The 24,216-nt window shown below is 71.7% G+C and carries 24 protein-coding genes and 1 pseudogene; 13 read left to right on the top strand and 12 right to left on the bottom strand.

All coding sequences use genetic code 11. From position 1 onward, the window contains the following. Positions 1-11: 11 nt before the first annotated feature. Together CRP49_RS31560 and CRP49_RS31555 are read right to left on the bottom strand one after the other, a co-directional pair. Positions 12-695: a response regulator transcription factor gene (locus CRP49_RS31560; RefSeq protein ID WP_097256404.1), complete on the bottom strand. Its 684-nt coding sequence runs from the start codon at positions 693-695 to the stop codon at positions 12-14. Continuing rightward, the gene (locus tag CRP49_RS31555; RefSeq protein WP_097256403.1) at positions 692-1,540 is read right to left on the bottom strand and encodes a sensor histidine kinase; all 849 of its coding nucleotides are present in this window, start codon (positions 1,538-1,540) and stop codon (positions 692-694) included. Before CRP49_RS31555 ends, CRP49_RS31560 begins: the two co-directional genes overlap by 4 nt. Positions 1,541-1,679: 139 nt before the next feature. Between CRP49_RS31555 and CRP49_RS31550 the strand changes: the two genes are divergently transcribed. From CRP49_RS31550 to CRP49_RS31535, 4 genes are all read left to right on the top strand, one after another. Further along, positions 1,680-2,387 carry an ABC transporter ATP-binding protein gene (locus CRP49_RS31550; RefSeq protein ID WP_097256402.1) on the top strand — a complete coding sequence of 236 codons (708 nt, stop codon included), beginning with the start codon at positions 1,680-1,682 and terminating at the stop codon, positions 2,385-2,387. Further along, on the top strand, positions 2,384-4,693 hold the full coding sequence (locus tag CRP49_RS31545) for an FtsX-like permease family protein (protein WP_097256401.1): 2,310 nt from the start codon (positions 2,384-2,386) through the stop codon (positions 4,691-4,693). Before CRP49_RS31550 ends, CRP49_RS31545 begins: the two co-directional genes overlap by 4 nt. A gap of 128 nt (positions 4,694-4,821) precedes the next feature. After that, the gene (locus CRP49_RS31540; protein WP_094219291.1) at positions 4,822-5,172 is read left to right on the top strand and encodes a VOC family protein; all 351 of its coding nucleotides are present in this window, start codon (positions 4,822-4,824) and stop codon (positions 5,170-5,172) included. 73 nt (positions 5,173-5,245) lie between these two features. Continuing rightward, on the top strand, positions 5,246-5,644 hold the full coding sequence (locus CRP49_RS31535; protein ID WP_097256400.1) for a MarR family winged helix-turn-helix transcriptional regulator: 399 nt from the start codon (positions 5,246-5,248) through the stop codon (positions 5,642-5,644). Positions 5,645-5,766: 122 nt separating this feature from the next. Here CRP49_RS31535 and pqqB read toward each other — a convergent pair whose 3' ends face one another. The 5 genes and pseudogenes from pqqB to CRP49_RS31510 all read right to left on the bottom strand — a co-directional run. Further along, positions 5,767-6,663, bottom strand: coding sequence for a pyrroloquinoline quinone biosynthesis protein PqqB (pqqB, locus tag CRP49_RS31530; RefSeq protein WP_257033547.1), 897 nt, complete (start codon positions 6,661-6,663; stop codon positions 5,767-5,769). Positions 6,664-6,722: 59 nt separating this feature from the next. Beyond that, on the bottom strand, positions 6,723-7,835 hold the full coding sequence (locus CRP49_RS31525) for a hypothetical protein (RefSeq protein WP_097256399.1): 1,113 nt from the start codon (positions 7,833-7,835) through the stop codon (positions 6,723-6,725). A 34-nt stretch (positions 7,836-7,869) separates the two neighbouring features. Then, positions 7,870-8,265, bottom strand: coding sequence for an SseB family protein (locus tag CRP49_RS31520; RefSeq protein WP_097256398.1), 396 nt, complete (start codon positions 8,263-8,265; stop codon positions 7,870-7,872). A gap of 134 nt (positions 8,266-8,399) precedes the next feature. Then, positions 8,400-9,107 (bottom strand): GntR family transcriptional regulator, encoded by a 708-nt coding sequence (locus CRP49_RS31515; protein ID WP_097256397.1) that lies wholly within the window; start codon positions 9,105-9,107, stop codon positions 8,400-8,402. A 70-nt stretch (positions 9,108-9,177) separates the two neighbouring features. Beyond that, a pseudogene (locus CRP49_RS31510) lies at positions 9,178-9,957 on the bottom strand (cytosine permease); the annotation flags it as partial. Positions 9,958-10,227: 270 nt separating this feature from the next. Here CRP49_RS31510 and CRP49_RS31505 point away from each other — a divergent pair. From CRP49_RS31505 to CRP49_RS31495, 3 genes are all read left to right on the top strand, one after another. Next, the gene (locus tag CRP49_RS31505) at positions 10,228-11,361 is read left to right on the top strand and encodes an ABC transporter substrate-binding protein (RefSeq protein ID WP_097256396.1); all 1,134 of its coding nucleotides are present in this window, start codon (positions 10,228-10,230) and stop codon (positions 11,359-11,361) included. 90 nt (positions 11,362-11,451) lie between these two features. Then, complete coding sequence (locus CRP49_RS31500) at positions 11,452-12,696, top strand: sensor histidine kinase (protein WP_257033546.1); 1,245 nt, start codon at positions 11,452-11,454, stop codon at positions 12,694-12,696. Beyond that, complete coding sequence (locus tag CRP49_RS31495) at positions 12,693-13,349, top strand: response regulator transcription factor (RefSeq protein ID WP_097256395.1); 657 nt, start codon at positions 12,693-12,695, stop codon at positions 13,347-13,349. Before CRP49_RS31500 ends, CRP49_RS31495 begins: the two co-directional genes overlap by 4 nt. On the opposite strand, the gene CRP49_RS31490 is transcribed toward CRP49_RS31495, so the two are convergent. Together CRP49_RS31490 and CRP49_RS31485 are read right to left on the bottom strand one after the other, a co-directional pair. Next, complete coding sequence (locus CRP49_RS31490) at positions 13,342-15,054, bottom strand: cytosine permease (protein WP_097256394.1); 1,713 nt, start codon at positions 15,052-15,054, stop codon at positions 13,342-13,344. The two genes, CRP49_RS31495 and CRP49_RS31490, sit on opposite strands and share 8 nt — an antisense overlap. A 193-nt stretch (positions 15,055-15,247) precedes the next feature. Further along, entirely contained in the window at positions 15,248-16,330 is a 1,083-nt protein-coding gene (locus tag CRP49_RS31485; protein ID WP_097257642.1) for a substrate-binding domain-containing protein, read from the bottom strand. A 113-nt stretch (positions 16,331-16,443) separates the two neighbouring features. On the opposite strand from CRP49_RS31485, the gene CRP49_RS31480 reads away from it, so the two are divergent. Then, a complete protein-coding gene (locus tag CRP49_RS31480) occupies positions 16,444-16,911 on the top strand; it encodes a MarR family winged helix-turn-helix transcriptional regulator (protein WP_097256393.1) in 468 nt (155 codons plus the stop codon). Positions 16,912-16,915: 4 nt separating this feature from the next. Here CRP49_RS31480 and CRP49_RS31475 read toward each other — a convergent pair whose 3' ends face one another. Beyond that, positions 16,916-17,509, bottom strand: a complete 594-nt coding sequence (locus tag CRP49_RS31475) for an NADPH-dependent FMN reductase (RefSeq protein WP_097256392.1) — start codon at positions 17,507-17,509, stop codon at positions 16,916-16,918. A 102-nt stretch (positions 17,510-17,611) separates the two neighbouring features. Between CRP49_RS31475 and CRP49_RS31470 the strand changes: the two genes are divergently transcribed. Then, positions 17,612-18,448 (top strand): helix-turn-helix domain-containing protein, encoded by an 837-nt coding sequence (locus CRP49_RS31470; protein WP_097256391.1) that lies wholly within the window; start codon positions 17,612-17,614, stop codon positions 18,446-18,448. A 24-nt stretch (positions 18,449-18,472) separates the two neighbouring features. Here CRP49_RS31470 and CRP49_RS31465 read toward each other — a convergent pair whose 3' ends face one another. Beyond that, the gene (locus CRP49_RS31465; protein WP_097256390.1) at positions 18,473-19,102 is read right to left on the bottom strand and encodes an AAA family ATPase; all 630 of its coding nucleotides are present in this window, start codon (positions 19,100-19,102) and stop codon (positions 18,473-18,475) included. 184 nt (positions 19,103-19,286) lie between these two features. On the opposite strand from CRP49_RS31465, the gene CRP49_RS31460 reads away from it, so the two are divergent. The 4 genes from CRP49_RS31460 (at position 19,287) to gap (ending at position 23,404) form a co-directional block, all read left to right on the top strand. Then, positions 19,287-20,408, top strand: a complete 1,122-nt coding sequence (locus tag CRP49_RS31460) for a chitinase (RefSeq protein ID WP_097256389.1) — start codon at positions 19,287-19,289, stop codon at positions 20,406-20,408. Positions 20,409-20,433: 25 nt separating this feature from the next. Beyond that, entirely contained in the window at positions 20,434-21,201 is a 768-nt protein-coding gene (locus CRP49_RS31455) for an NPP1 family protein (protein WP_179851811.1), read from the top strand. 97 nt (positions 21,202-21,298) lie between these two features. Continuing rightward, on the top strand, positions 21,299-22,255 hold the full coding sequence (locus tag CRP49_RS31450) for a GlxA family transcriptional regulator (RefSeq protein WP_097256388.1): 957 nt from the start codon (positions 21,299-21,301) through the stop codon (positions 22,253-22,255). A 150-nt stretch (positions 22,256-22,405) separates the two neighbouring features. Continuing rightward, a complete protein-coding gene (gene gap, locus CRP49_RS31445; RefSeq protein ID WP_097256387.1) occupies positions 22,406-23,404 on the top strand; it encodes a type I glyceraldehyde-3-phosphate dehydrogenase in 999 nt (332 codons plus the stop codon). 58 nt (positions 23,405-23,462) lie between these two features. Here the strand turns inward: gap and CRP49_RS31440 are convergent, their stop codons facing one another. Next, complete coding sequence (locus CRP49_RS31440) at positions 23,463-24,185, bottom strand: IclR family transcriptional regulator (protein ID WP_097256386.1); 723 nt, start codon at positions 24,183-24,185, stop codon at positions 23,463-23,465. Positions 24,186-24,216: the final 31 nt, after the last annotated feature.

Genomic DNA, 24,216 nt, shown 5'->3' with positions numbered 1-24,216 from the left:
GCCCGGGCTGGTCAGCGCAACCCTGCTCTGACCAGCCCCGTCTCATAGGCGAGGACGACCGCCTGGGCCCGGTCGCGCAGCCCCAGCTTGGCGAAGATCCGGGCCACATGGGACTTGACCGTGGCCTCGCTGAGGGTCAGCTCGGCGGCCAGTTCCGTGTTGGACAGGCCGCGCCCCATCAGGGTCAGCACCTCACGCTCGCGGGGTGTGAGGGCGGCCAGGTCGACGGGGACGGACGCGGCCGTCCGCTCGGCCTCGGCCGCGTACCGCTCCACCAGGCGCCGGGTGATCTGCGGCGCCAGCAGGGCGTCGCCGGTGCCGACGAGTCGTACGGCCGCCGCCAGGTGCTCCGGGGTGACGTCCTTCAGCAGGAAGCCGCTGGCCCCGAGCGACAGGGCCGTGTACACGTACCGGTCCAGGTCGAAGGTGGTCAGCATGAGCACCCGGCAGCCGGGGGTCTGCTCCAGGATGCGCCGGGTGGCCTCCAGGCCGTCCATGGTCGGCATCCGGATGTCCATGAGCACGACGTCCGGCAGGAGTTCACGGGCGGCGGCGACCGCCTCGGCACCGTCGGCGGCCTCGCCCACCACCTCGATGCCCCGGGCGGTGAGAATCAGCCGGAAGCCGGTCCGGATGAGCGTCTGGTCGTCGGCGATCAGGACGCGGGGCGCCCGCTCGGGCGCCTGAGCCGTCACGGGCGGTCCAGGGGTATGCGGGCGCGGACGCGGTAGCCGCCGCCGAGTCTGCGCCGGGCGTCCAGGTCACCGCCGTAGACGGCGACCCGCTCGCGCAGGCCGAGCAGACCGCGCCCGGTGCCCGCGCCGTGCGGTTTCGGTGCGGCCGGTGCGGTGCCGGTCAGCACGCTGGGGCCGGTGTTGAGCACCTCGACGCGCAGGGCGTGGTCGGCGTAGCGCACGGTCACGTCCGCCTTGCCGCCGTCGCCGTGCCGGAGCGCATTGGTCAGGGCCTCCTGGATGATGCGGTAGGCGGTCACGTCGACACCCTCTGGCAGCGGGCGCGGCTCGCCCGAGACACGGACCTCGACCGGCAGGCCGGCGAACGATATCCGGTCCACCAGGTGACCGAGCCGGTCGAGGCCGGGCTGCGGGGCGAGGGGCGTGCCGGGGTCGTCGGCGCGGGCCGGGCCCGGGTCGGTGTCCTCGCCGTTCTGCGCGGGCGCCAGCAGCCCCAGCAGGTGTCTGAGGTCGGTCATCGCACCCCGCCCGGCGTCCTCGACGGCGCGCAGGGCGGTCGCGGCCTCGTCGGGCATGGTGCCGAGCACCTCACGGGCGGCGCTCGCCTGGACGACCATGAGGCTGACGTTGTGGCTGACGATGTCGTGCAACTCGCGGGCGATCCGGTCGCGTTCGGCCGCGATCGCGGCCTCGGCGGCACTCTCCCGCTCCCGCTCCAGCAGCCAGCCCCGCTCCCCCACGGCCGCCTGCCACCGGCGCCGGGTGCGCACCAGCGCCACCGTCAGCGCCACGACGGCCGTACACGCCACCGCGAGCGTGGCCGCCACCACGTCGTGTCCCCCCATGGCCTCACTCTCTCAGACGGCACTGACATCCGCATCGACCTGTGGATTCAGCGCCCTGCATCCGTGGGATGAGTCCCGCCGCCGGGTGCCATCCGGGGAGGGATGCCCGGGGCCCGGTGCGCCCTCTAGCGTCCTGTCCATGGTCACTGAGGTGAGAACGGGAGACACCGTCGTACGGCTCGACGGAGTGCGCAAGGAGTACGGCGAGACGGTCGCCCTCGACGGGGTGTCGCTGGAGATCCGGGCCGGGGAGGCGGTCGCGGTGATGGGGCCCTCGGGATGCGGCAAGTCCACGCTGCTCAACATGATCGCCGGTCTCGACCGGCCGTCGGCCGGCACGGTCGTCGTACACGGCGAGAACGTGGGGGAGTTGAGCGAGAAGGGGCTCGCGCTGTACCGGCGGCGCCGGATCGGCATGATCTTCCAGTTCTTCAACCTCATCGACGACCTGTCGGCCCTGGACAACGTGGCCCTGGCCGCCCAGTTGACCGGGACACCGGCCAGGCAGGCCCGGCGGCGGGCACTGGAGCTGTTCGAGGAGCTGGGCATCGCGGACCGCCGCAACGCCTATCCGGCGGTCCTCAGCGGCGGTGAGCGGCAACGGGTCGCCGTGGCACGGGCGTTGATGAACCGTCCCGCGCTGCTGCTGGCCGACGAGCCGACCGGCGCGCTGGACAGCCGGGCCGGGGAGCAGGTGATGGATCTGCTGATCGATCTGAACCAGATCGGGCAGACGCTCGTCATCGTCACGCACGACGAGCGTCTCGCACAGCGTTGTGCGAGCCGGCTGGTGGAGTTGACCGACGGCCGGGTCACCGGGGAGCACACCCTGGAGCCGTCGGTATGAGGGCGGTGTGGAAGGCCGCGCGGGCGGCCGTACGCAGGCGGCGGCTGCAGACGCTGGTGATCTGGCTGGTCACGCTGGTGTCGACGGGGTCGATGGTGGTCGCGCTGGGCCTGGTCGACGCGGCGTCCGCGCCCTTCGACCACGTCTTCGGGAAACAGCGCGGGCCGCATGTCATCGCCGCGTTCGACGCGGCCGAGGTGTCGGACGCCCAACTGGCGCACGCGGCCCGGCAGTCCGGGGTCGAGGCGGTGGCCGGGCCGTTCCGGCAGGCCTCGGTGGACCTTCCGCGCGATGCGGGGGACTTCGGTCTCGGCGGCGAGGTCACGGTGGTGGGGCGTTCCGGTCCCGGTGGCCCGGTGGACCGGGTGAACCTGTGGGCGGGCCGGTGGCCCACCCGGCCCGGGGAGATCGTCCTGAACCGGCAGTCCGACTGGACCGCCGACGACATGGGCAAGAAGTTCCGCGTGCCGTCGGGGCCCACGCTCACGATCGTCGGGTTCGCCTTCGACCTGAGCCACACGGCGGACGCCTGGGTCGACCCGGACCAGATCACCGCCCTGCACCCGACCGGCACCCAGATGCTGTTCCGGTTCCGGGACGCGTCGTCGGAGCGCGCGCTGCGCGCGGGAATGGCCGACGTGACCGAGGACCTGCCGAAGGGCGGCCTCGCCGGATCCGAGACGTATCTGGCACTGAAGCACCGAATCGGCAGCACCGCGCGCGCGTACGCGCCGTACCTGATGGCGTTCGGTGTCCTGGGCATCCTGGTGGCGGTGCTGATCGTCGCCAACGTGGTCGGCGGGGCGGTGGTCTCCGGGTTCCGGCACATCGGCATCCTCAAGGCGCTGGGGTTCACGCCGGGGCAGGTGCTGGGCGTCTACCTCGTGATGATCTCCGTGCCGTCCGTCCTGGGCTGTGCGCTCGGCACACTCGCCGGCAACCTGCTGGCACACCCCTTCTTCCAGTTCGTGTTCACCGGGCCGAACTCGGGGGTGCTGCACGACAGCGTCGGGATCGCGCCCTGGGTGAACGCGCTCGCTCTGCTCGGCATGCCGCTCGTGTGCGTGCTCGCGGCCCTGGGACCCTCGCTGCGGGCGCGCCGGATGCCGGCGTCGCGGGCGATCAGTGCGGGAAGTGCGCCACGTGCCGGACGGGCGCTGGGCATCCAGCGGCGCCTGGCGAGTGCCCGGTTGCCCCGGTCGGTGAGCCTGGGCGTGGGGCTGCCGTTCGCCCGTCCGGCGCGCAGCGCGCTCACGCTGGCCGCCGTGGCCCTCGGCGTGACGACGGTGACGTTCGCGACCGGTCTGGCGGCGACGTTGACCGACTTCGGGAATGCGGGACAGCGTGCGTTCGACGTCACCGTGTACGTCGGCAACTACCGGCACGGCAAGGAGGTGCGGCCGGTGCACAGCGACCGGCAGCTCCAGGCGATGCTGGAGTCGTTGCCGGGAGCGACCCGGGTCACGGCGCGGTCGGACGAGGAGGCGCTCCTCGTCGGCTCCACCCAGGTGGTCATGTGCGAGGGCCGGCGCGGGGACGTGCCCCTGGACAGCGTCCTCATCCGGGGCCGCTGGACGCACCGCACCGGGGAGGTGGTGGCCGGCACGGCGTTCCTGCACCGGACCGGCACGCACGTAGGAGATCACCTGCGGCTGCGCAAGGGCGGCCGCGAGGAGCGGTTGACCATCGTCGGCGAGACCATGCTGGACAACGACCGGCTGGTCGTCGGCGCCTGGCCGACGGTCACGTCCCTGATGCCGGACGTGAAGCCCATCGCCTACCACGTCAGACTCCGCGAGGGCGCCGATCAGCAGGCGTACGCGCGCGCGGTGCGGGCGGCCGACCCGGGTCTGTCCCTCCAGTTGAGCGGTCCGAACAACGTCACCCGCACCATCGTCGGCTCCGCGACCGCGCTCACCCTGATGCTGGCCCTGGTCTCCTCGCTCGGCGTGTTCAACACGGCCGTCCTCAACACCCACGACCGGCGCCGCGACCTCGGCATGCTCAAGTCGATCGGCATGACCCCGCGCCAGGTCACGGTGATGACGGTGACCTCCATGGCGGTGCTCGGCGCGGTGGGCTCCCTGCTCGGGATCCCGCTGGGGATCGTCAGCTACGAGCTGGTGATCCCGCGGATGGCGGCGGGGGTCGACATCACCCTGCCCTCGTACATGACGGACGTCTGGCACACCCCGACATTGGCCGGTCTGGCCCTGGCGGGGCTCGTGATCGCGGTCCTGGGCGCGTTCGTCCCGGCCCGGCGGGCCGCCCGCCTGACCGTCGCGGAGGTGCTGCGCAGCGAGTGACCAGCGGGCCCGGGGAGCCCGCCGCCGCAACCGGTCAGGATCGGAGAAGCGGCGCCGGGCTCCCCCGCCCTAGCGTGAGAGCACCGACGGAAACCCGTCGGCCCACGCACCGCGAAGGAGTGAGTCCCATGACCGCAGGCCTGCAGACGATCATCTACCCCGTCAAGGACAAGGACCGGGCCAAGGCCCTGTTCACCGTCCTGCTGGGCGTCGAGCCGTACGCCGACCAGCCCTACTACGTCGGTTTCAAGGCCGAGGGACAGGATGTCGGCCTCGACCCGAACGGGCACGCTCAGGGCCTGACCGGCCCGGTGCCGTTCTGGCACGTGACCGACCTCCGGGAGCGGCTCGCGGCCCTGCTGGCGGCGGGCGCCGAAGTCGTCCAGGACGTGCGGGACGTCGGCAACGGCAGGCTGATCGCCTCGGTGAAGGACGCCGACGGCAACCTGATCGGACTCCTCCAGGACCCGTCCGCCTGAGGCTCGTACGAGCGCATGCACCCGCACTAGTTGCACACTCAACGATTGGCCGGATCGGTGCTACGGTGCGGGTATGGCAGTCAAGACGGCCGACGCCCGGCTCGAGGAACGGTGGCGGGACATCCTCACCGTGCACGCGCACACGATGTGCGAGATCGACCGCGCCCTGCACCCGCACGGGCTGGGCGCGAGCGACTTCGAGGTGCTGGACATCCTCGCCACCGCGGCGCCCGAGGCGGGCGACCAGTGCCGGGTGCAGAACCTGGTCGGACGGGTCCATCTCAGCCAGAGCGCGCTGTCCCGGCTGATCGGCCGCCTGGAGAAGGAGGGCCTGGTCGAGCGCTCGGTGTGCGCGGAGGACCGGCGCGGGGTGTGGGTCGCCCTCACGGACAAGGGCCGCGCCCTGTACGCCGAGGTACTGCCCCTGCAGCGGGCCGTGCTGGCGCGGATGCTGGCCGAACGGGCCGGCTGAGCGCTCCGCGGGATGTGCCGCGATGTGCCGTCAGCCGTCTGCTGCGCCATCGTGGCTGGTCGCGCAGTTCCCCGCGCCCCTTTGCGACGCTGCAGAACCGCAGCCGACTTCGCCGACCCCGCTCAGAGCGTCAGCTCCGCCCCGTCCGGCAGGATCTCCACCCCCTGCTCGGCCACGCGCGCGCGTGCCCGTGAGGAGGGGTCGAGCAGCGGGTTGGTGTTGTTGAGGTGGGTATAGATGCGGCGCGGGCCTGGGTGGCGGGCCAAGGCCTCCAGTGAGCCGTGCCGGCCCGCGACCGGCAGGTGTCCCATGGCCGCCTGCCCGGCACCGGTCCGGACCGCGGTGCCCATCTCGTCGGCCGCGTAGAAGGTGCCGTCCAGGAGCACGCAGTCGGCCGACGCGCACAGCTCGTCCAGCGCAGGGCTCCAGGCGCCGACGCAGGGCGCGTACACCAGCACTCCCCCGCTGGCCAGGTCCTCGACGCGGTACGCCGTCACCCAGGGGGCGCCGGTCTCGGGCGCCTGTGCCGGTACGTACTTCGGGATCTTGGTGCCCACCGGATGGGCCGTGACGACCAGTCCGCCGGACAGCACGAAGCCGCCGTCGGCCAGGCTGTCGGCCCACTCCCAGGAGGCGTAGCGGTCCAGGGCGGCGCGGGCGGGCGTGAGGACGGCGCGGACCGGCGGGGCCGCGTAGACCTTCAGGCCCGCCGCTCCGCGCAGCTCGGTCAGACCGGTGACGTGGTCCGCCTCCGCGTCGGTGAGCAGTACCCCGCGCAGCGGGGTGTCCCGGGGCCCGGGGCCTGGCCAGAGGGCCGGGGTGGCGGTGAGCTGGGCACGCAGATCGGGTGACGCGTTGAGCAGCCACCAGTCGCGGCCGTTGCCGGTGACGGCCGCGCACTCCTGGGTGCGGGAGGGAAGCGTGCCCTTACGGGCGGCCGCACAGAGCGCGCAGGCGCAGTTCCACTGCGGGAAGCCGCCTCCGGCGGCGGTGCCCAGCAGGACGATCCTCACGATCATCGGCTCCTTCGCATGCACCGGACCTTCCGCTGGGATCTTCCCGCCGGAGGGCGGGGTGACTACTCCGGGACGGGGGGCAGTTCCGGCCGTCCTGCGCCGGGCCTGCGGTCCACCGGGCGCTGCGGCGGGATGGGCCCGCCCGGGAAGTCGCGGGGGCCGGTCCACAGACCCGGCACCGCGTCACAGCGGCGGCACAGCTCGTACGCGACCCCCTCGTAGTTGATCCGCCAGCCCTGGAAGTGCGGCCAGGCCTCCTTCGGGCTGCGTTCCGCACGGAAGCCGGCCGCCCCCAGCATGGCCACCGCCTCGTCGAACTCCTCGAAGGTCAGCCGGATCGGACTGCCCGGCGAGGGATCGGGGTCGAAGGGGATGCGCACCACCCGGGCGATGTCGCGCAGGGCGGTGAACCCGGCGCGCAGCACCAGGCGGGCCTCCGGCGGGGCGAGGCGCGGGTCGAGCGCCAGCTGCAGGGCGGCCGCGTCCATGACGGCGACGAGCCCGACCAGCCAGCTGCGGTGCGGCCGCGGGGAGCGGAAGCTCAGCAGGACCGGGTACGTGGAGTGGCTCTCGCCCATGTCCGAGGCCAGGCGCTCCCAGGCCCGGTACAGCTCGGGCAGCGCGGTCTCGGTGTCGACCAGCCACTGCCGGGCGAGGATCTCCGGTCCCCAGGCGGGCTCGCCGGCCCGCGCCTGGAGCAGGGTGACCTCCAGTTCGCGGCGGTTGTAGGCGGCGTAGAGGGTGGGCAGGTAGGCGATCTGGAGGGCGATCAGAACGGGCCCGGTGGCCGCGGCCATGAAGTCGAGCACGGAGAGTTTCAGCCGGGCGCCGCTCGCGAAGCCGAGCGTGAACAGGCTGGATCCCGCCTCGCGGAAGGCGGTCGTCCAGGACAGCGGGGACGCCGCGTACAGCAGCAGGCCGAAGCCGAGCAGGGCCCCGCCGAGCCAGGTGACGAGCATGCCGATCAGCATCAGCGGGGCGAGCCAGGTCTGGGCGCGGTCGATGGCGTGGTAGCCGCCTCGCGGGGCGGCGAGCCTGAGGAGCCTGCGCAGCAGCCACCACAGGCGGAACACCAGCACGGAGTAGAGGCCTCGGGGCACGACGAGGGTGCGGAGGATGCTGGTCAGGACCAGTACCAGTACGAGTGCGCCTGCTACTCCGGAGATCCATTGCATGGGGGTATTTTGGCGCCCGAAGGCTGGCTGCGGCTCACCTTGCCAGGAGCGTCCGTACCCCATGCGACGTGAGTGTCAGGCCGTGTTTCGAGCTGCCGTCTATCGCGAGGGAGAGGTCTTCGTCGGGCCAGTGGGCCGCCAGTGCGCCGAGCGGTATCAGGTGGTAGCGGGAGACGAAGGGCAGCAGCTCGGCCATCTCGCCTTCCGAGGTGAACACGGGGACGACCGGATCGCCCCCGGCCTGTTCGAGGACGGGGAGGGCGAGCATCGTGTCGGTGCCGTCCCCGTCCACCGCGTCGTCCGGTACGGGGACGAGTACGTCGCTGTGGGCGAGGGTGTCCAGGGCGGCCTGGTCCTCGGCGTTCACGGCCAGCGCGTCCAGTGCCCGCTGGGCCGGCGTCGGGTGGTCGTCGTGTGTGGGTGTTTCCATGGCAGATCCCCAGGTAGCGGCGGTCGTACGGCCACACGCACGGGCAGCCGCCCGGGCGCGCTCCGCTCGCGTACCCAGTGCGGCCCGGGACATGCGTGCGGATTCCGGGGCGGGCGGGTGCCTGTCGTGGCAGGTCAGCCGAAGGCGAGGGTCAGCTGGAAGTGGTCGGGGTCGAGCAGGCTGACGACGTGCTCGACGAAGGAGCCGTCGGCCGCCCGGCTGGTGCGCCGCGTGTCGAGGAACCAGTCGCCCGGTGTCCGCCGCAGCAGCTCCGCCTCGTGGGCGTCGATCCGCCGCCCGGAGATCCGCTGCTCTCCGTGGTCGGGCCGTAGCCCGGCCCGCAGCAGCACCTCGGTGAGCGAGTCCTGGCCGAGCCCCTTGGCGGGCAGCTCCCGGATCACGGACAGGGGTGGCAGGTAGCTGCGTTCGTACGACACCACGGTGCCGTCCGCGACCAGCTCCCGGGTCCGCTCCACACACACGAACGCGTCCTTCTCCAGGCCGAGTTCGTCGGTGAGGCCGCTGTCGTGCGTCTCGCGTACGGCAAGGGTGCGCACGCGGGTCTCGACGCCCTGCAGGGCCAGTGCGCAGGGCCGGCCGAGCCCGTCGTCCAGCGGGCCGCCGTCGAAGAGGACGTAGGAGCCCTTGCCGGTGCGGGTGGTGATCAGCCCCTCCTCGGACAGCTCGGCGAGGGCCGCGCGGACGGTCGTACGGCTGACGCCGAACCGCTGCGCGAGGGCGTGTTCGCCGGGCAGTTGCTCCCCCGCCGGGCGGCGGCCGCTGCGGATCTCCCGGGCGAGGATCCGGCTGATCCGCTGGTGCTTGAGCGGGACGCCGGTCATGGCCGGGCCTCGGCGAGCAGGTCGTCGATGGTGGTGACCCGGATCAGCGGCCGGTAGAGGTCCAGCACCTGGCGCCGAAGGTGGTCCAGCCGATCACGCCCCGGCTGGACGAACTGCGGGGCAGATAGCGGGAGTAGTCGGCGGCGGCGTTGACCCAGCCGAGCCCGAAGCCCGTCATCATGAACACCAGCGCGCCGATGAACTCCTGGGCGGAGCCCGCCGGGATCGCGCTGACCGTGCTCCAGTGGACGTGGTCGGCGACCAGGCCGACGTAGACGACGGTGAGCACGCCCGTGATCACGGTGATCCAGGTCTGCAGGCGCATGATCAGGTCGAAGCCCATGACCCCGCCGACCACGGTCAGCGCGGCCACCACGATGAGGGCGACCACCTTGGTCTCCGTGCCCCCGCCCCAGCCGAGCCGGCTGAAGACGGTGGCGGTGGCCATGGTGGCGAGGGCGGTGAGGACCGTCTCCCAGCCGACGGTGAGCATCCAGGAGATGACGGACGGCAGCCGGTTGCCGCGCACTCCGTAGGCGGCCCGGCTGAGCACCATCGTGGGCGCCGAGCCGCGCTTGCCGGCGACCGCGACGAAGCCGCAGAGCAGGAAGGAGACGACGATGCCGAGCACGCCGGCGGCGAGTGCCTGCCAGAAGGAGATGCCGAAGCCGAGGGCGAAGGCGCCGTAACTGAGGCCGAGGACGGAGACGTTCGCACCGAACCAGGGCCAGAACAGCGTGCGCGGGGTGCCCTTGCGCTCCGCGTCCCCGATCACGTCGAGTCCGTGCGTCTCCAGCTGGATCTGGCGGCCGGTGGATCTGCTGTCGACGGAGTCCTGCGGATGCGTCATCGCCCACCTACCTGCCCCACCTGTCCAGACGTGTCCAGTCGAGGCTAGGTCGGTGCGTCGGGGGGCGCAAGGGAAGTCGCGGGGCGCAGAGGGAGGGTGCGGGCGGACCGGACGGCCGGGTCAACCGTTCGGTTGAACGGGGATTGCACCGCCTGTGGCCCTCTTCCGTCCGTCCGCACGACGCGCGGCCCTCGGGAACCGCGCGAGACTGGACGCCGCCCACGGCGCCGGGGCTCCGCACACTCCCCCCCTGAGAGAGGTCTCGTCAGCATGCCCCGCTTCCCCAGCAGACGCCGTGTCCTCACCACCGGTGCCGGCGCCGCGCTCGGCATCGGTGCCCTCGGCGCCACCACGACCCCGGCCGCGGCCGCCCGTCGGACCGCGGGGGCCGAGGAGGACAGGACACTGGACGAGCTGTACCGGGACGCCCTCGCCGAGGGCGGCAGGCTCGTCATCTACGCCGGCGGCGACACCCCGACCCAGCAGGACGGCACCAAGGCGGCGTTCAAGGAGCGCTTCCCGGGCATCGACCTGACGCTGATCGTCGACTACAGCAAGTACCACGACGTCCGCGTCGACAACCAGCTCGCCACCGGCACCCTCGTCCCCGACGTCGTCCAGTTGCAGACCCTCCAGGACTTCGTCCGCTGGAAGGAGCAGGGCCGCCTGCTGCCGTACCGGCCGGCCGGGTTCTCGAAGCTGTACGACGCCTTCCGCGATCCGCAGGGCGCCTGGGTCGCCGTCGCGGTGATCGCCTTCAGCTTCATGTACGGCCCCACGGCGGTCGGTTCGGACGCGCCGCGCAGCCCGCTCGATCTCGTCGACCCGAAGTGGAAGGGGCGGATCGCCTCCTCGTATCCGCACGACGACGACGCGGTCCTCTTCCTCTACTCCCGCTACGTCCAGCGCTACGGCTGGGACTGGGTGGCCCGGCTCGCCGCGCAGGACGTGCGGTTCGCCCGGGGCAGCAACTCGCCCGGTGACGCGGTGCGCGCCGGGCAGAAGGCGATCGGCGTCGGCGGCTCGGGGTCGCTGACCGCGCCGGCCTCGTCGCCGGTGCGGTTCGTGGTGGCCGACGGGCACCCGTTCATGGCCTGGGGCCAGCGTGCCGCGATCCTCCGGCGGGCCTCACATCCGACGGCCGCGAAGCTGTACCTCAACTGGCAGTTGTCGGTCGAGCGGCAGCAGGCGTCGTTCAACGGCTGGTCGGTGCGCACCGACGTCACTCCCGCGGGGAGCCTGAAGCCCGTCTGGGAGTACCCGGACGCCGATCTCGACGGCTTCCCGCGGTTCATGGCGGACCGGGCCGCGGTCGAGCGCTGGAAACAGACCTTCGCGCTGTACTTCGGCGAGGTGAAGGGCGAGCCGACGCCCGGCTGGCTCGGACTGCACCCGGGGGCGTAACGGGCGGCCGGGCGGCGGTCTTCACATCGGTCATACAGGCTGGGGATAGACTCGGACGCCCTGTTGGATCATTCGTCCAGGGGGTGTGCCGTGTCCGGCCCCGGCCTCGCCCGCGTTCGGCCCGCGGCTCTCTGCGTCCGTGTCGCGCTGCAGCCCGTCGCGCACCTCGTCTTCTTCATCGTCGTCGCGGCCGCACTGGTCCGGCTCTTCCGGATGCCCTCCGCGCTGTGCTGGGACATGGTGACCGTCAGCGCGCTGTTCGCGGGCGTCTATGCGGCCGGTCTCACGCTGTGGGGCCGGCTGGGCGCGGGCGCCCGGCACGTTTGGGTGGCGGCGCTGCTCCTGCTGTGGACCGTGCTGGTCCTCCTCGCCCCGGGCCCGCTGACCGGCGCGTACGTCTGGTGTGCCGTGCCGCTCGCGTGCGCGGCCCTGCGGGCGCTCGGGCACCGCGCGGCCAAGGTGGCGGTGGGCGCCGTCACCGTCGTGCTCGTCGGGCAACTGAGCGGCGGTGCGGGCGGGTTCGACGCGGAGACGGTGCTGGTTCCCGTGGCGGCCGTCTGGGGCACGGTGGCGCTGTACCGGGGGCAGCAGCGGGAGGCGGCGGAACGGCAGCGGCTGGTGGAGGAGTTGCGCGGCACGCGGGACGTGCTGGCGCGCGAGCAGCGCCGGGCGGGAGTGCTGGAGGAACGGGCGCGCATCGCCGGGGATCTGCACGACACGCTCGCCCAGGAGCTGTCCGGCAGCCTGATGCTGCTCCAGGCGGCCGAACGGGACTGGGAGGACCGGCCGGAGGTGGCCCGTACGCGGGTACGCGCGGTGGCCGACGGCCTGGACGCGGGCCTCGCCGAGACCCGCCGGATCATCCGGGACCTCACCCCGCCCACGGTCGCCGAGGCCGGCCTGGAAGCCTCCTTGCGACTGCTGTGCGCCCGCGCGGAACTGGACGGCACCGCGGCGCAGGTGCGATTCCACTCGACCACAGCGCACCACCTTGACCTGGACGAACAGTCCGCCACCACCTTGCTGCGCGTGGCCCGGGGCCTGCTGGCCAACGTCCGCGAACACGCCCGTGCCACCCGCCTCCTGGTGACCCTCCACCACCACCCGGACCGCGTCGAACTGGAGGTCCACGACGACGGCGTCGGCTTCACGGGTACGACGTCCGCACCCCACCGCGGCTACGGCCTGCCGTCGGCACGGGCACGGCTGCGGACGTACGGCGGCGAACTGGACGTCGACAGCACCCCGGGCCGGGGCACGCGCGTCCGGGCCGTGCTGCCGGTCCACGCACGGTCGGGTCCGGCGGCGCCGGTGGCTTCGGCGGCGGTCCGATGACGCCCTCGGCGCCCGCTCCGCTGCGGCTGCTGATCGCCGACGATCATGTGGTCGTCCGGGCCGGGTTGCGGGCCCTGCTGGACGGGGAGCCGGATCTTGAGGTGGTCGGTGAGGCGGGTAGCGGTGACGAGGCTGTTGGGCTGGCGCTTGTGCTGGCGCCGGATGTCGTTCTGATGGATCTGCGGTTCGCGGGGCCGGACGGCGGTCCGGACGGTGTCGAGGCGGTCCGCCGGCTGATCGCCCGGGCGCCCGCCCTGCCCGTGGTGATGCTGACAAGTTACGCGGGCCGCGCCGACGTCGTGCGCGCGCTGGAGGCGGGTGCACGCGGTTACGTCCTCAAGGCGGGCCCGCCCGCTGACCTCTTCCGGGCGGTGCGCAGTGCCGCGGCCGGCGGGATGGGTCTCGCCCCGGAGGTGGTCAGTGATCTCGTCGGCCATGTGGTCAGCCCCGCACCGGAGTTGACGCACCGCGAACGGGAGGTCGTCCGGCTGATGGCCGACGGTCACAGCAACCGCTCCATCGCCGCCTCCCTGTATCTCAGCGAGGCGACCGTCAAGACGCATCTGGTGCGCGTCTACCGGAAGCTCGGCGTCGACAACAGGGCGGCGGCGGTGTCGGAGGCGGTCCGCCGGGGTCTCATCGACCTCAGGTAGGAGACGGTCCGCCGCCCGAGCGCACGGCGGGCATGGCGAGGTCGACCGGCCCCGAACTTCCGGCGCTCTTGCAGGAGTCGTGGCAGTCCTTCTCCAGGCTGCAGCACAGCGAGCAGATCGCGCCCTGGTGGAAGGGGCAGCCCGCCATGTCCGGCCGCTCGAACTCGGTCGTGCACACCGAGCAGGTCAGCGTGGCCCGCGAGGGCAGTCCGTCGGCGCCCAGCAGCGGTTCGTCCAGGTCGTCGACGCGGGCGATGTAGTAGCGCCCCTTCGTGAGCACCGCGAACAACGGCGAGAGCACCATCGCCAGGAACAGCGCGATGAACGGGGAGTACGCCTTGCCGTAGTCGCCGAACGCCTCGAAGTACGCGGCGATCGAGACGGCCGAGGCGATCAGCATCGAGCCGAAGCCGACCGGGTTGAAGTTGTACAGGTGGGCCCGCTTGAACTCGATGTACGACGGGCTGAGCTTCAGCGGCTTGTTGATGACCAGGTCGGCGACGACCGCGCCGATCCAGGCGATGGCCACGTTGGAGTAGAAGCCGAGCACCGTGTTGAGGAAGCCGAAGACGCCACCCTCCATCAGGGCCAGCGCGATGCCGACGTTGAGGAAGATGTAGACCAACCGACCCGGGTGACGGTGGGTCAGGCGGGAGAAGAAGTTCGACCAGGACAGCGAACCGGAGTACGCGTTCGTCGAGTTGATCTTTATCTGGGACAGGATCACGAAGAACGTGGCCAGGCCCAGGGCGACCGGAGCCGCGAAGGTCTTGAAGCCGTGCACGTACTGCTGGATGGGCTCGTTGGCCTTCGACAGGCCCACGCTGCCGGCGATGTAGAAGGCGAGGAAGGCGCCGCCGATCTGCTTGGCCGCGCCGAGAACCACCCAGCCGGGACCGGCACTCAGCACCGCGCCCCACCACTTCTTCGCGTTCTCCGGCGTCTTGTCCGGCATGAAGCGCAGGTAGTCGACCTGCTCACCGATCTGCGCGATCAGCGACAGCGCGACACCCGCGCCCGCCCCGACCCCGAGCATGCTGATGCTCGACCCGGTGGGCGAGTCGCCCGCGAAGTGGGTGAACTCCGAGAACTTGCCCGGCTCCTGGATCGCGATGGACACGAATGGCGCGACCATCAGCACGAGCCAGATCGGCTGGGTCCACACCTGCATCTTGGACAGCGCGGTCATGCCGTAGACGACCAGCGGCAGGATGATGAGCGAGCAGATGATGTACCCGACGGCGAGCGGGATGTGCAGGCCCAGCTCCAGGGCCTGCGCCATGATCGACCCTTCGAGGGCGAAGAAGATGAAGGTGAAGCTGGCGTAGATCACCGAGGTGAGGGTCGAGCCGAGATAGCCGAAGCCCGCACCGCGGGTCAGCAGGTCCATGTCGATGGAGTACTTGGCCGAGTAGTACGAGATCGGGATGCCGGTGAGGAAGATGACCACGGCCGCCGCCAGGATCGCCACCATGGCGCTGGAGAAGCCGTGGGAGATGGCGATGGAGCCGCCGATGGCGAAGTCCGCGAGATAGGCGATACCGCCCAGTGCCGTCGTGGCCACCACGTACGGCGTCCAGCGGCGGAAGGACTTGGGCGCGTAGCGCAGGGAGTAGTCCTCCAGCGTGTCGTTCTGCGTCCAGCCGTTGTAGGTACGGCTGCCGGGTGGGGCTGGTGGTGCCTGGTTGTCGACGATCTCCGTCACGGCTCTTCCCTCTTCCGCGGGGGCAGTTCTTCTGCAGGGGCAGTTCGAGGGAAGGTTGGCGCCGACGTGTTTCCCGTCAGTTTCGAGGCCTTTAAAAGCCTTGATACTTCCTGACGAAAATATTTCTGCCCGGGGTAGTGTCGACGTACGGGCGAGGGACCGGACACGTGAGGGACGGACAGGTGACGGGAGGTCAGAGTTGGGCGACGACGTCGAAGGCGAAGGCGTCCGCCCTGGCCAGGTAGAGCCGCTGCTCAAGGTGGTTGCCGCGCAGCCGCACGGGACCCCGCGGCCCCTCGTAGGCGACCTCGTCGGCCGCCGCACGCATCGCCCGTACGTCCAGCGACCGGGCCCGTCCCGCCAGGGCGGCGAGCAGCCGCAGCCCCTCGAAGCACGACTCGCCGAGGCTGCCTACCACCGGCGCCTCCACCCCGAACCGCCGTGCGTAGCGCCGCCCGAAGTCCAGGCTCTCCGCGGTGGCCAGCGTCTCGAAGAAGCCGGCCGCCGCCCACAGCCCCTCGGTGGCGTCGGCGCCCGCCGCCAGGAGCATGTTCTCGTCCAGGTGGGTACTGAGCCGCTGGCAGCGCCCGTGGAGTCCGTGGGCGGTGAAGGCCCGGCTGAAGCGCACCGCGTCCTCTCCGACCAGCAGCATCAGCACCGCGTCCGCCGCACTCCGCTCGATCCGGCGCAGCACCGGCCCGAACTCCTCGGTACCCAGCGGTACGAAGGCCTCCGCGAGCACCCGGCCTCCGGCGGCGCGGGCACACCGCCGTGCCGCGCGCGCCGTCACCCTGGGCCAGACGTAGTCGTTGCCCACCGTGCACCAGCGCCGCGCACCCGTCGCCTCGGCCAACAGCCGTATGGCGGGCAGCAGTTGAGCGGTGTCGGTCTCCCCCGTCAGGAACACCCCGGGGGTGCGCTCGCCGCCCTCGTACTGCGCGGTGTAGACGTACGGGACGCGGTCGGCGATGCGGGGCGCGAGCGCGCGGCGGACCGCGGAGATGTGCCAGCCCACCACCGCGTCGACCGCGCCCAGCGACACCAGCGCCTCGACCTCGGCGGCCACGTGCCCCGGTGGCGCCCCGCCGTCCACCACGAGGAGCCGGACCTCCCGGCCCAGGATGCCGCCCGCCGCGTTGAGTTCGTCCACCGCCAGCAGCGCCGACGCCTCGCACGACGGCCCGAAGATGCCGGCGGGGCCGCGCAGCGGCACGACGAGGCACACGGTGAGCGTGTCCTGCGCGCTCCCGGTGCGCCACGACGGCCTGGGACCCAGCAAACCGACCTCCACGGGGGCTGGTGGAGGACGCACATCGCCCCCCGGCCCCGGCTCCCTCGCTAAGGCCCGTAATCTGCCCGCACAGTAGACCGACCGGAAGGACACCGGCAATGCCTTCGGAACCGTCGCCGGACCTCGCCCACCTGCTGAGCCATGCCGAGCGGCGGCTGGCCCGCCGGCTGGCCGCCCTGCTCGCCGAGGAGGGCTGTTCCCTGGAGCAGTGGCGCGTGCTGTCCCTGACGGCCGACGGCCGGGGCCACCCGATGACGGAGATCGCCGACCATGCCCTCATGCCGGCACCGAGCCTCACCAAGCTCGTGGACCGTATGGTCGCCGACAACCTCGTCTACCGCCGCCCCGACCCGACCGACCGCCGGCGCGTGCTGCTCCACCTCTCGGCCCGCGGCCGTATCCTCCACGACCGCGCGGCCCACCGGGTCGCCACGGAACAGGCCCGCCTGCTCACCACCATCGACGACGACGGGACCCTCGCCGGCGCCCTGTCCCGGCTCACCACCGTGCTGGACCAAGGTGCCGTAGCACAGAGGAAAATGACGGAAGGTCAGCCTGCGGGCTGAGGCGTCACGCCGGGTAGGGAGCCGCTTCGCGTGCCGTCCGGAGCGCGCCCGCCCACCAGGCCAGCTGGTCGAGCAGGGTCTTGGCGTACCCGGGGGCCTCGGGATCGAGCGGTCGGCCGTCCTGCCAGGCGGTGAAGTAGTTCGGGAAGGCGAGGCCGTCGCGGATCGTCACCGCGTGCAGCTCGGTCAGGACGTTCTCCAGGTGCAGGACCGCGTGCCGGCCGCCCGCCGCGCCGCCGTAGCTGACGAAGGCGACGGGCTTGGCCGTCCACTGGGTGAAGTGCCAGTCGATGGCCGCCTTCAGGGAGGCGGGGTAGCTGTGGTTGTACTCCGGGGTGACCACGAGGAACGCGTCGGCGTCCGCGAGCGCCGAGGTGAGCGGCGCCATCCCGGCCGGACGGGGGTAGTCGTCGCCGGCGTACTTCGGCGACACCGCGGGCAGGGACAGCGGGATGTCGATCTCGGCGAGATCGACGACTTCCACGTCGAAACCCCCGTGCAGGCCTGCCTGTTCGGCGACCCAGGACGCCACGACCGGACCGAAGCGTCCGTCGCGGACGCTGCCGACGATGATCACGAGCTTGTGTGTGTTCTCCATGCCCACCACGATCGGCCCGGCGTCACCACCACAGCCAGACCGTGCTCAGGCTGGCCCCCGCAGGGCCACGCTGAGCGGCGAGGCGCGCCCTATCCTCGAGGCATGGGAACGCCACTGGGGGACTTCGTACGGGCCAAGCGCGACAGCATCCAGCCGGAGTCACTGGGGCTGCCGGACCACGGCCGGCGCAGGTCACCGGGGCTGCGCCGGCTGGATCTGGCCACGCGGGCCGGGATCAGCGTCGAGTACCTGACCCGCATCGAGCAGGGCCGCGACCGCAACCCCTCGGTGGCGGTGGTGAACGCGCTCGCCGACGCCCTCAGCCTCGACCCCGCCGAGCGCACCCACCTGCGTTACCTCGCGAAGATCACCGGCGGCGAGTGCACGGCCCACCCCCGGCCCGCTCCGGCGCGTCGGGAGGTACGGCCGGCGGTCCTGCAGACGCTGCGCCTGCTGGAGCCGGGCATCGCGATGGTGACCAACCGGCTCGGCGACGTCCTTGCCCACACCGGCGCGTTCGAGGCGGTGACGAGCGCGAGCGGGCTGCTCGACGCCGAGGCGCCGAACCTCACCCGGTACGTCTTCACCGACTCCCGCGCCCGGTCGTTCTTCGCCGACTGGGACGACGTCGCGGACGAGCAGGCCTTCGACCTGTGGCTCGGTCCGACCGTCGAGACCTCCGAGTGGCTCACCGCGGAACTCGCGCCCGTCGCGGGCCCCGACTTCACCCGGCGGCTGAACCGGCACGTGGTTCCGGAACGGGGAGTCCTCCGGCTCCGCCACCCCTCCGGGTGCGAACTCCGGCTGCTCCGGGAGACGTTCGAGCTCTCCTCGGACGCCCGGCAACTGGTGGTGTTCCTCCCCGCGGACGAGGCGACGACCCAGGCCGTCGACCAGCTCCGCGAGCGGCCGCACGGCCGGCTTCGGGCCATCTCCTGACGCCCGCCGTGGCTCCGGCGCGCGTCAGGCCGGTGCCACGGCCGGATTCCGCAGGGTCGTGCGGAGCTGTTCGAAGGCGGTGGGCCGCGGTCGGTCCGTCAGGAAGTCGCGGATGCGCAGGGCGCATTCCTCCGGGGAGAGCAGGCTGGTGTCCACGTCGAGGTCGTGGGCCCCGTGCGCGTGCACCTGGTCGAACTGCATGGCGGCCAGGCCGAGTTCCCGGTCACCCCGCTCGCGCTCACGGCGTTCCAGCTCGGGCAGCGGGCAGCGGACCCCGACCAGGACGGTGTCCTCGGGCACGAGCAGATCGAGTAGGTCCAGCAGCCGCCAGCGGCGGCTGAGCGGATGGTCCACGACCAGGTTGTTGCCGCCCGCGGCCATCCCGGCGACGGCCCGGTGGAATCCCTTGGCGGTGCGGTCGATCTCGGCCTGGAGGTCCTCGTCGGCGATGGGCTTGTCGCAGCGCATCGAGTGGAACGCGTCGACGGGCATGTGGAACCAGGTGCCGTCGAGCAGGTCGAGGAGCGCCCCGGCGATGCTGGACTTGCCGGAGCTGGACGTGCCGTTGAGCAGGATGACCGTACCCCCGGCCACGGTGTCGGGGATGCGCGCGTGGTCCGGGTCGGCCGTGACCTGAGCCGCCTCGGTCGCCATGGTGGGCTCCTTCCGTACGCGGGGATCCTGGGCCGGTGTGGCTTCGTGATCATCGCATGCGCTCTTCGAGGCATCGCAAGTGTTTTCCAACTCGGTTCCCTCAGTACTTACTTCACCTCTTGACGGAAGGAGGTCCAGACCTTTAGGTTCCCGGGCGCCCCCACAACCAAGGAGCGCATCCTCCATGCCAACCTCCAGTCGCAGACGGTTCCGCTTCACGATCGGCTTCGTTCTCGCCGCCGTCCTCGCCGCGCTGTTCACCGCCGCTCCCGCCCAGGCCGCCGACGGCGCGATCACCGGACTCGCCGGAAAGTGTGTCGACGTGGCGGGTGCCGGCAGCGCCAACGGCACCGCCGTACAGCTCTACGACTGCAACGGAACCGGCGCCCAGATCTGGTCCAACCCCGGCGACGGAACCCTGCGGGCGCTCGGCAAGTGTCTGGACGTGGTCGACCGCAGCACCGCGGACGGCGCCGCCGTCCAGCTGTGGGACTGTTCCGGCGGCGCCAACCAGCAGTGGCAGGTGACCGCGGCGCACGACATCGTCAACCCGGCCGCCAACAAGTGCCTGGACGTACGGGACAACAACAGCGCCAACGGCACCCGGCTGCAGATCTGGAGCTGCTCCGGCGGGGCGAACCAGAAGTGGAACGCGCCGGCGAGCGGCGGCGGGGGTGGCACCCCGTCCGGATTCGTGGTGAGCGAGGCGCAGTTCAACCAGATGTTCCCGAACCGGAATTCGTTCTACACGTACAGTGGACTGACCGCGGCCCTCAGCGCCTACCCCGGCTTCGCGACCACCGGCAGCGACACCGTGCGGAAGCAGGAGGCGGCCGCCTTCCTCGCCAACGTCAACCACGAGACCGGCGGTCTGGTGTACGTCGTCGAGCAGAACACCGCCAACTACCCCCACTACTGCGACTGGGGCCAGCCGTACGGCTGCCCCGCGGGACAGGCGGCCTACTACGGGCGCGGCCCGATCCAGCTCAGCTGGAACTTCAACTACAAGGCCGCCGGTGACGCGCTCGGCATCGATCTCCTCAACAACCCCTGGCAGGTGGAGAACAACGCCTCCGTCGCCTGGAAGACCGGCCTGTGGTACTGGAACACCCAGTCGGGACCGGGCAGCATGACCCCGCACAACGCGATGGTCAACGGGGCCGGCTTCGGCCAGACCATCCGCAGCATCAACGGCTCCCTCGAGTGCGACGGCAAGAACCCCGCGCAGGTGCAGAGCCGCGTCGACGCCTACCAGCGTTTCACCCAGATCCTCGGGGGCTCCCCGGGCAACAACCTGTACTGCTGAGCGAGTTGCCCGACAAGGAGCCGTCATGCGCAACGTGAAGTCCCTGAGCAAGGTCCTCCTCGGCGCGCTGGGCGCGATGGCGCTCGTCGTCGCCGTCCCGGCGAGCGCCCACGCGAGCGTGCTGCAACTGCTGCCGCAGAACGCCGACGGGCTGGAGCAGACCTTCTCCCCCGCCTACGACTACGACGGCGACGGCTGCTACGCCACGGCCGCCATCGGAGCCGACGGCACCATCAACCCCGGCCTGAAACTCGGCGGCGACGTCAACGGGCACTGCCACGACTACGCCCAACTGGCCAACGCCAACACCTACTCGCGCGAGAAGTGCAACAACGGCTGGTGCGCGGTGATGTACGCCAGCTACTTCGAGAAGGACCAGGCGACGCTCGGCCCGGCGGCCATCGGCCACACCCACGACTGGGAGCACGTCGTGGTGTGGATCAACAACAACGAGGTCCAGTACGTGTCGGTGTCCCAGCACACCAGCTACCAGGTGGCCGCCCGCTCCTCTGTCCGCTTCGACGGCACGCACCCGAAGATCGTCTACCACAAGGACGGAGTGTCCACCCACGACTTCCGCTTCGCCAACACCAACGACGAGCCCCCGGAGAACGTGACCGGCGGCTGGTTCTACCCCCGCCTGGTGGGCTGGAACGGGTACCCCGCGGGCTACCGCGACAAGCTCCTGAGCGCCGACTTCGGCGCCGCCACGATCAAGATCAAGGACGGCGACTTCCAGTACGCCCTGGCGCACTCCATGCCGTCCGGCATCCCCTTCGACCCCAACGCCTGACGGCTCCTTCCCGCTGGGACCTGGTGGTGCGGGACCGATCTCCTGCGCCACCGGGTCGCGCCGTCAGGCCCCTGAGCGTGCGATTACGCTGGTCATCGTGTCTGTCTCCCGCCTGCGTCGCGTCGCCGTTCTCGTGCTCGAGGGGGCGAAGCCGCTCGATGTCGGCATTCCGGCGCAGGTGTTCACGACCCGCGCGAGCATGCCGTACGAGGTGCGGGTGTGCGGTGCGGCGCCCGGTCTCGTGACCGGCGGCGACGGCCTGTCGTACCACGCCGCCCACGGCCTCGACGCGCTCGCGTGGGCCGACATCGTGTTCATCCCCGGCTACCGGTTCCCGGACCGCGAGGACCCGCCGCAGACTGTCGTCGAGGGGCTGATCACGGCCCACGCGCGCGGCGCGCGGCTCGCCGCCATCTCGACGGGCGCCTTCGCGCTCGCCGCCACGGGTCTGCTCGACGGCAAGCGCGCCACGACGCACTGGCACTACGCGCGGGCGCTCGCGGCGAAGCATCCGCTCGTCCGGGTCGACGAGAACGTGCTGTTCGTCGACGAGGGCAGCGTGCTGACGTCGGCCGGGGCCGCCTCCGGGATCGACCTGTGCCTGCACATGCTCCGCGGCGACCTCGGTGTGGCCGCCTCGAACCACGCGGCCCGGCGCCTGGTCGCGGCCCCCTACCGCAGCGGCGGTCAGGCGCAGTACGTGCCGCGCAGCGTGCCCGAGCCGCTCGGCGAGCGGTTCGCGGCCACCCGCGAGTGGGCGCTGCACCGGCTCGCCGAGCCACTCACCCTGGAGGCGCTCGCCCGGCACGCGGCGGTCTCGCCGCGCACCTTCTCCCGGCGCTTCGCCGAGGACACCGGGTACACGCCCATGCAGTGGGTCATGCGCGCCAGGATCGACCTGGCCCGTGAGCTGCTGGAGCGTTCGGAGCGGAGCGTGGAGAAGATCGCCGCCGATGTCGGTCTCGGCACCGGCGCGAATCTGCGGCTGCACTTCCAGCGGATCCTCGGCACCACGCCGAGCGAGTACCGGCGCACCTTCACCAAGGGCGAGTAGCCGAAGGGGCGCCTGGCAAAAGGGGCAAGCAGCCGAAGAGCGAGCAGTCGATCATCACCTGGCGCGATCCTTTCGAACCATGGCGATCGCGCCGCTGTCCCGTTCGGCCGCGTGCCGAGAACCTGGTGGCGAACCGAAGGGACATGACTGATGACTCGCATCGCCATCAACGGATTCGGCCGCATCGGACGCAATGTGCTGCGCGCGCTGCTGGAGCGCGACAGCGATCTCGAGGTCGTCGCCGTCAACGACCTCACGGAGCCCGCCACCCTCGCGCGCCTGCTCGCCTACGACACGACGGCCGGCCGGCTCGGCCGCCCGGTGACCGTCGACGGGGACACCCTCGTCGTCGACGGCCGTCGGATCAAGGTGCTGGCCGAGCGCGACCCGGGGCAGCTGCCGTGGGCCGAACTCGGTGTCGACGTCGCCCTCGAGTCGACCGGCCGCTTCACCTCGGCCAAGGCCGCCCGCGCCCACCTCGACGCGGGCGCGAAGAAGGTGCTCGTCAGCGCGCCGTCGGACGGCGCCGACGTCACGCTCGCGTTCGGTGTCAACACCGACGCGTACGACCCGGCCCTGCACACGATCGTCTCGAACGCCTCCTGCACCACCAACGCGCTCGCCCCGCTGGCCGCGGTGCTCGACGAACTCGCCGGCATCGAGCACGGGTTCATGACCACGGTGCACGCCTACACGCAGGAGCAGAACCTGCAGGACGGTCCGCACCGCGACGCGCGCCGCGCCCGTGCCGCCGCGGTCAACATCGTGCCGACCACGACGGGTGCCGCGAAGGCGATCGGCCTCGTGCTGCCGAACCTGGACGGCAAGCTGTCGGGCGACTCGATCCGCGTGCCGGTTCCGGTCGGCTCGATCGTCGAGCTGAACACGACCGTCTCCCGTGACGTGAGCCGCGACGAGGTGCTGGCGGCGTACCGCGCCGCGGCGGAGGGCCCGCTCGCCGGCGTCCTCGAGTACTCGGACGACCCGCTGGTGTCGGCCGACATCGTGGGCAACCCGGCCTCGTCGATCTTCGACTCGGCCCTCACCCGCGTCGACGGCCGCCACATCAAGGTGGTCGCCTGGTACGACAACGAGTGGGGCTTCTCGAACCGGGTGATCGACACCCTGGAACTGCTCGCCACCCGCTGACCGAGCACCGGGGCGGCCCCATGTCCGGGGCCGCCCCTTTCTGCTCTCGTCCCTGCTCTCATCCGGCCCCCCGCAGCACACGGGACAAGCCCAGCGCGGCCGTGCGCACCGCCGGCGCCAGTTGGGCCGGCCTGAAGCGTGCGCAGGGCACGGCCACCGAGAGGGCGGCCACCGCCGCGTCGCCGGCGAAGACGGGGGCCGCGATGCAGCTGACTCCGAGTGCGGCCTCCTGCTCCTCGTACGCCAGGCCCGAGACCTGGATCTTCTCCAGGGCCGTACGCAGGCGGGCCGGGTCGGTGATCGAGTGCGGGGTGAGGCTCGGCAGCGGGCCGGAGAGGACCTCCTCGGTCAGTGCGGCGCCGGAGAAGGCCAGCAGGGCCTTGCCCACGCCGGTACAGGTCAGCGGGAGGCTGCCGCCGATACGGGAGGGCAGCCGCAGGGCCTCGTGGCCGTGGATGCGTTCGAGGTAGACCACGTCCATGCCCTCACGGACGCCGAGGTGGACGGTCTCGCGGGTGGCCTCGAACAGGTCCTGCAGGAACGGCAGGGCCGTCTCGCGCAGATCGCGTCGGCGCGGCACGAGGGAGCCCAGCTCGAACAGCTTCGCACCGAGCCGGTACTGCGGCCCCGACCGCTCCAGCCAGCCGAGACCGACGAGGTCGGCCGCCAGCCGGTGCACCGTCGGCTTGGGCAGACCGGTCTGCTCCGAAAGTTCCGACAGACGGTACGGTCCGCCGCTCGGAGTGAAGCATTCGAGGATGAGTGCGGCCTTTTCCAGCATGTTGCCCGCTGCACTGTTCCGTGTCATGGAA

The sequence above is a fragment of the Streptomyces sp. Ag109_G2-15 genome, from assembly GCF_900215565.1.
GTDB classification, from domain to species: Bacteria; Actinomycetota; Actinomycetes; order Streptomycetales; family Streptomycetaceae; genus Streptomyces; species Streptomyces diastatochromogenes.
Note: the sequence above shows the minus strand (reverse complement) of the source record. Positions and strands in the feature narration are given on the sequence as shown.

Bases quoted from the DNA above. Each gene is read 5' to 3' on its own strand.
- CRP49_RS31555 (WP_097256403.1), bottom strand. From the start codon at position 1,540: ATGGGGGGACACGACGTGGTGGCGGCCACGCTCGCGGTGGCGTGTACG.
- CRP49_RS31550 (WP_097256402.1), top strand. From the start codon at position 1,680: ATGGTCACTGAGGTGAGAACGGGAGACACCGTCGTACGGCTCGACGGA.
- CRP49_RS31545 (WP_097256401.1), top strand. From the start codon at position 2,384: ATGAGGGCGGTGTGGAAGGCCGCGCGGGCGGCCGTACGCAGGCGGCGG.
- CRP49_RS31540 (WP_094219291.1), top strand. From the start codon at position 4,822: ATGACCGCAGGCCTGCAGACGATCATCTACCCCGTCAAGGACAAGGAC.
- CRP49_RS31535 (WP_097256400.1), top strand. From the start codon at position 5,246: ATGGCAGTCAAGACGGCCGACGCCCGGCTCGAGGAACGGTGGCGGGAC.
- pqqB (WP_257033547.1), bottom strand. From the start codon at position 6,663: ATGATCGTGAGGATCGTCCTGCTGGGCACCGCCGCCGGAGGCGGCTTC.
- CRP49_RS31525 (WP_097256399.1), bottom strand. From the start codon at position 7,835: ATGCAATGGATCTCCGGAGTAGCAGGCGCACTCGTACTGGTACTGGTC.
- CRP49_RS31520 (WP_097256398.1), bottom strand. From the start codon at position 8,265: ATGGAAACACCCACACACGACGACCACCCGACGCCGGCCCAGCGGGCA.
- CRP49_RS31515 (WP_097256397.1), bottom strand. From the start codon at position 9,107: ATGACCGGCGTCCCGCTCAAGCACCAGCGGATCAGCCGGATCCTCGCC.
- CRP49_RS31505 (WP_097256396.1), top strand. From the start codon at position 10,228: ATGCCCCGCTTCCCCAGCAGACGCCGTGTCCTCACCACCGGTGCCGGC.
- CRP49_RS31495 (WP_097256395.1), top strand. From the start codon at position 12,693: ATGACGCCCTCGGCGCCCGCTCCGCTGCGGCTGCTGATCGCCGACGAT.
- CRP49_RS31480 (WP_097256393.1), top strand. From the start codon at position 16,444: ATGCCTTCGGAACCGTCGCCGGACCTCGCCCACCTGCTGAGCCATGCC.
- CRP49_RS31475 (WP_097256392.1), bottom strand. From the start codon at position 17,509: ATGGAGAACACACACAAGCTCGTGATCATCGTCGGCAGCGTCCGCGAC.
- CRP49_RS31470 (WP_097256391.1), top strand. From the start codon at position 17,612: ATGGGAACGCCACTGGGGGACTTCGTACGGGCCAAGCGCGACAGCATC.
- CRP49_RS31465 (WP_097256390.1), bottom strand. From the start codon at position 19,102: ATGGCGACCGAGGCGGCTCAGGTCACGGCCGACCCGGACCACGCGCGC.
- CRP49_RS31460 (WP_097256389.1), top strand. From the start codon at position 19,287: ATGCCAACCTCCAGTCGCAGACGGTTCCGCTTCACGATCGGCTTCGTT.
- CRP49_RS31455 (WP_179851811.1), top strand. From the start codon at position 20,434: ATGCGCAACGTGAAGTCCCTGAGCAAGGTCCTCCTCGGCGCGCTGGGC.
- gap (WP_097256387.1), top strand. From the start codon at position 22,406: ATGACTCGCATCGCCATCAACGGATTCGGCCGCATCGGACGCAATGTG.
- CRP49_RS31440 (WP_097256386.1), bottom strand. From the start codon at position 24,185: ATGCTGGAAAAGGCCGCACTCATCCTCGAATGCTTCACTCCGAGCGGC.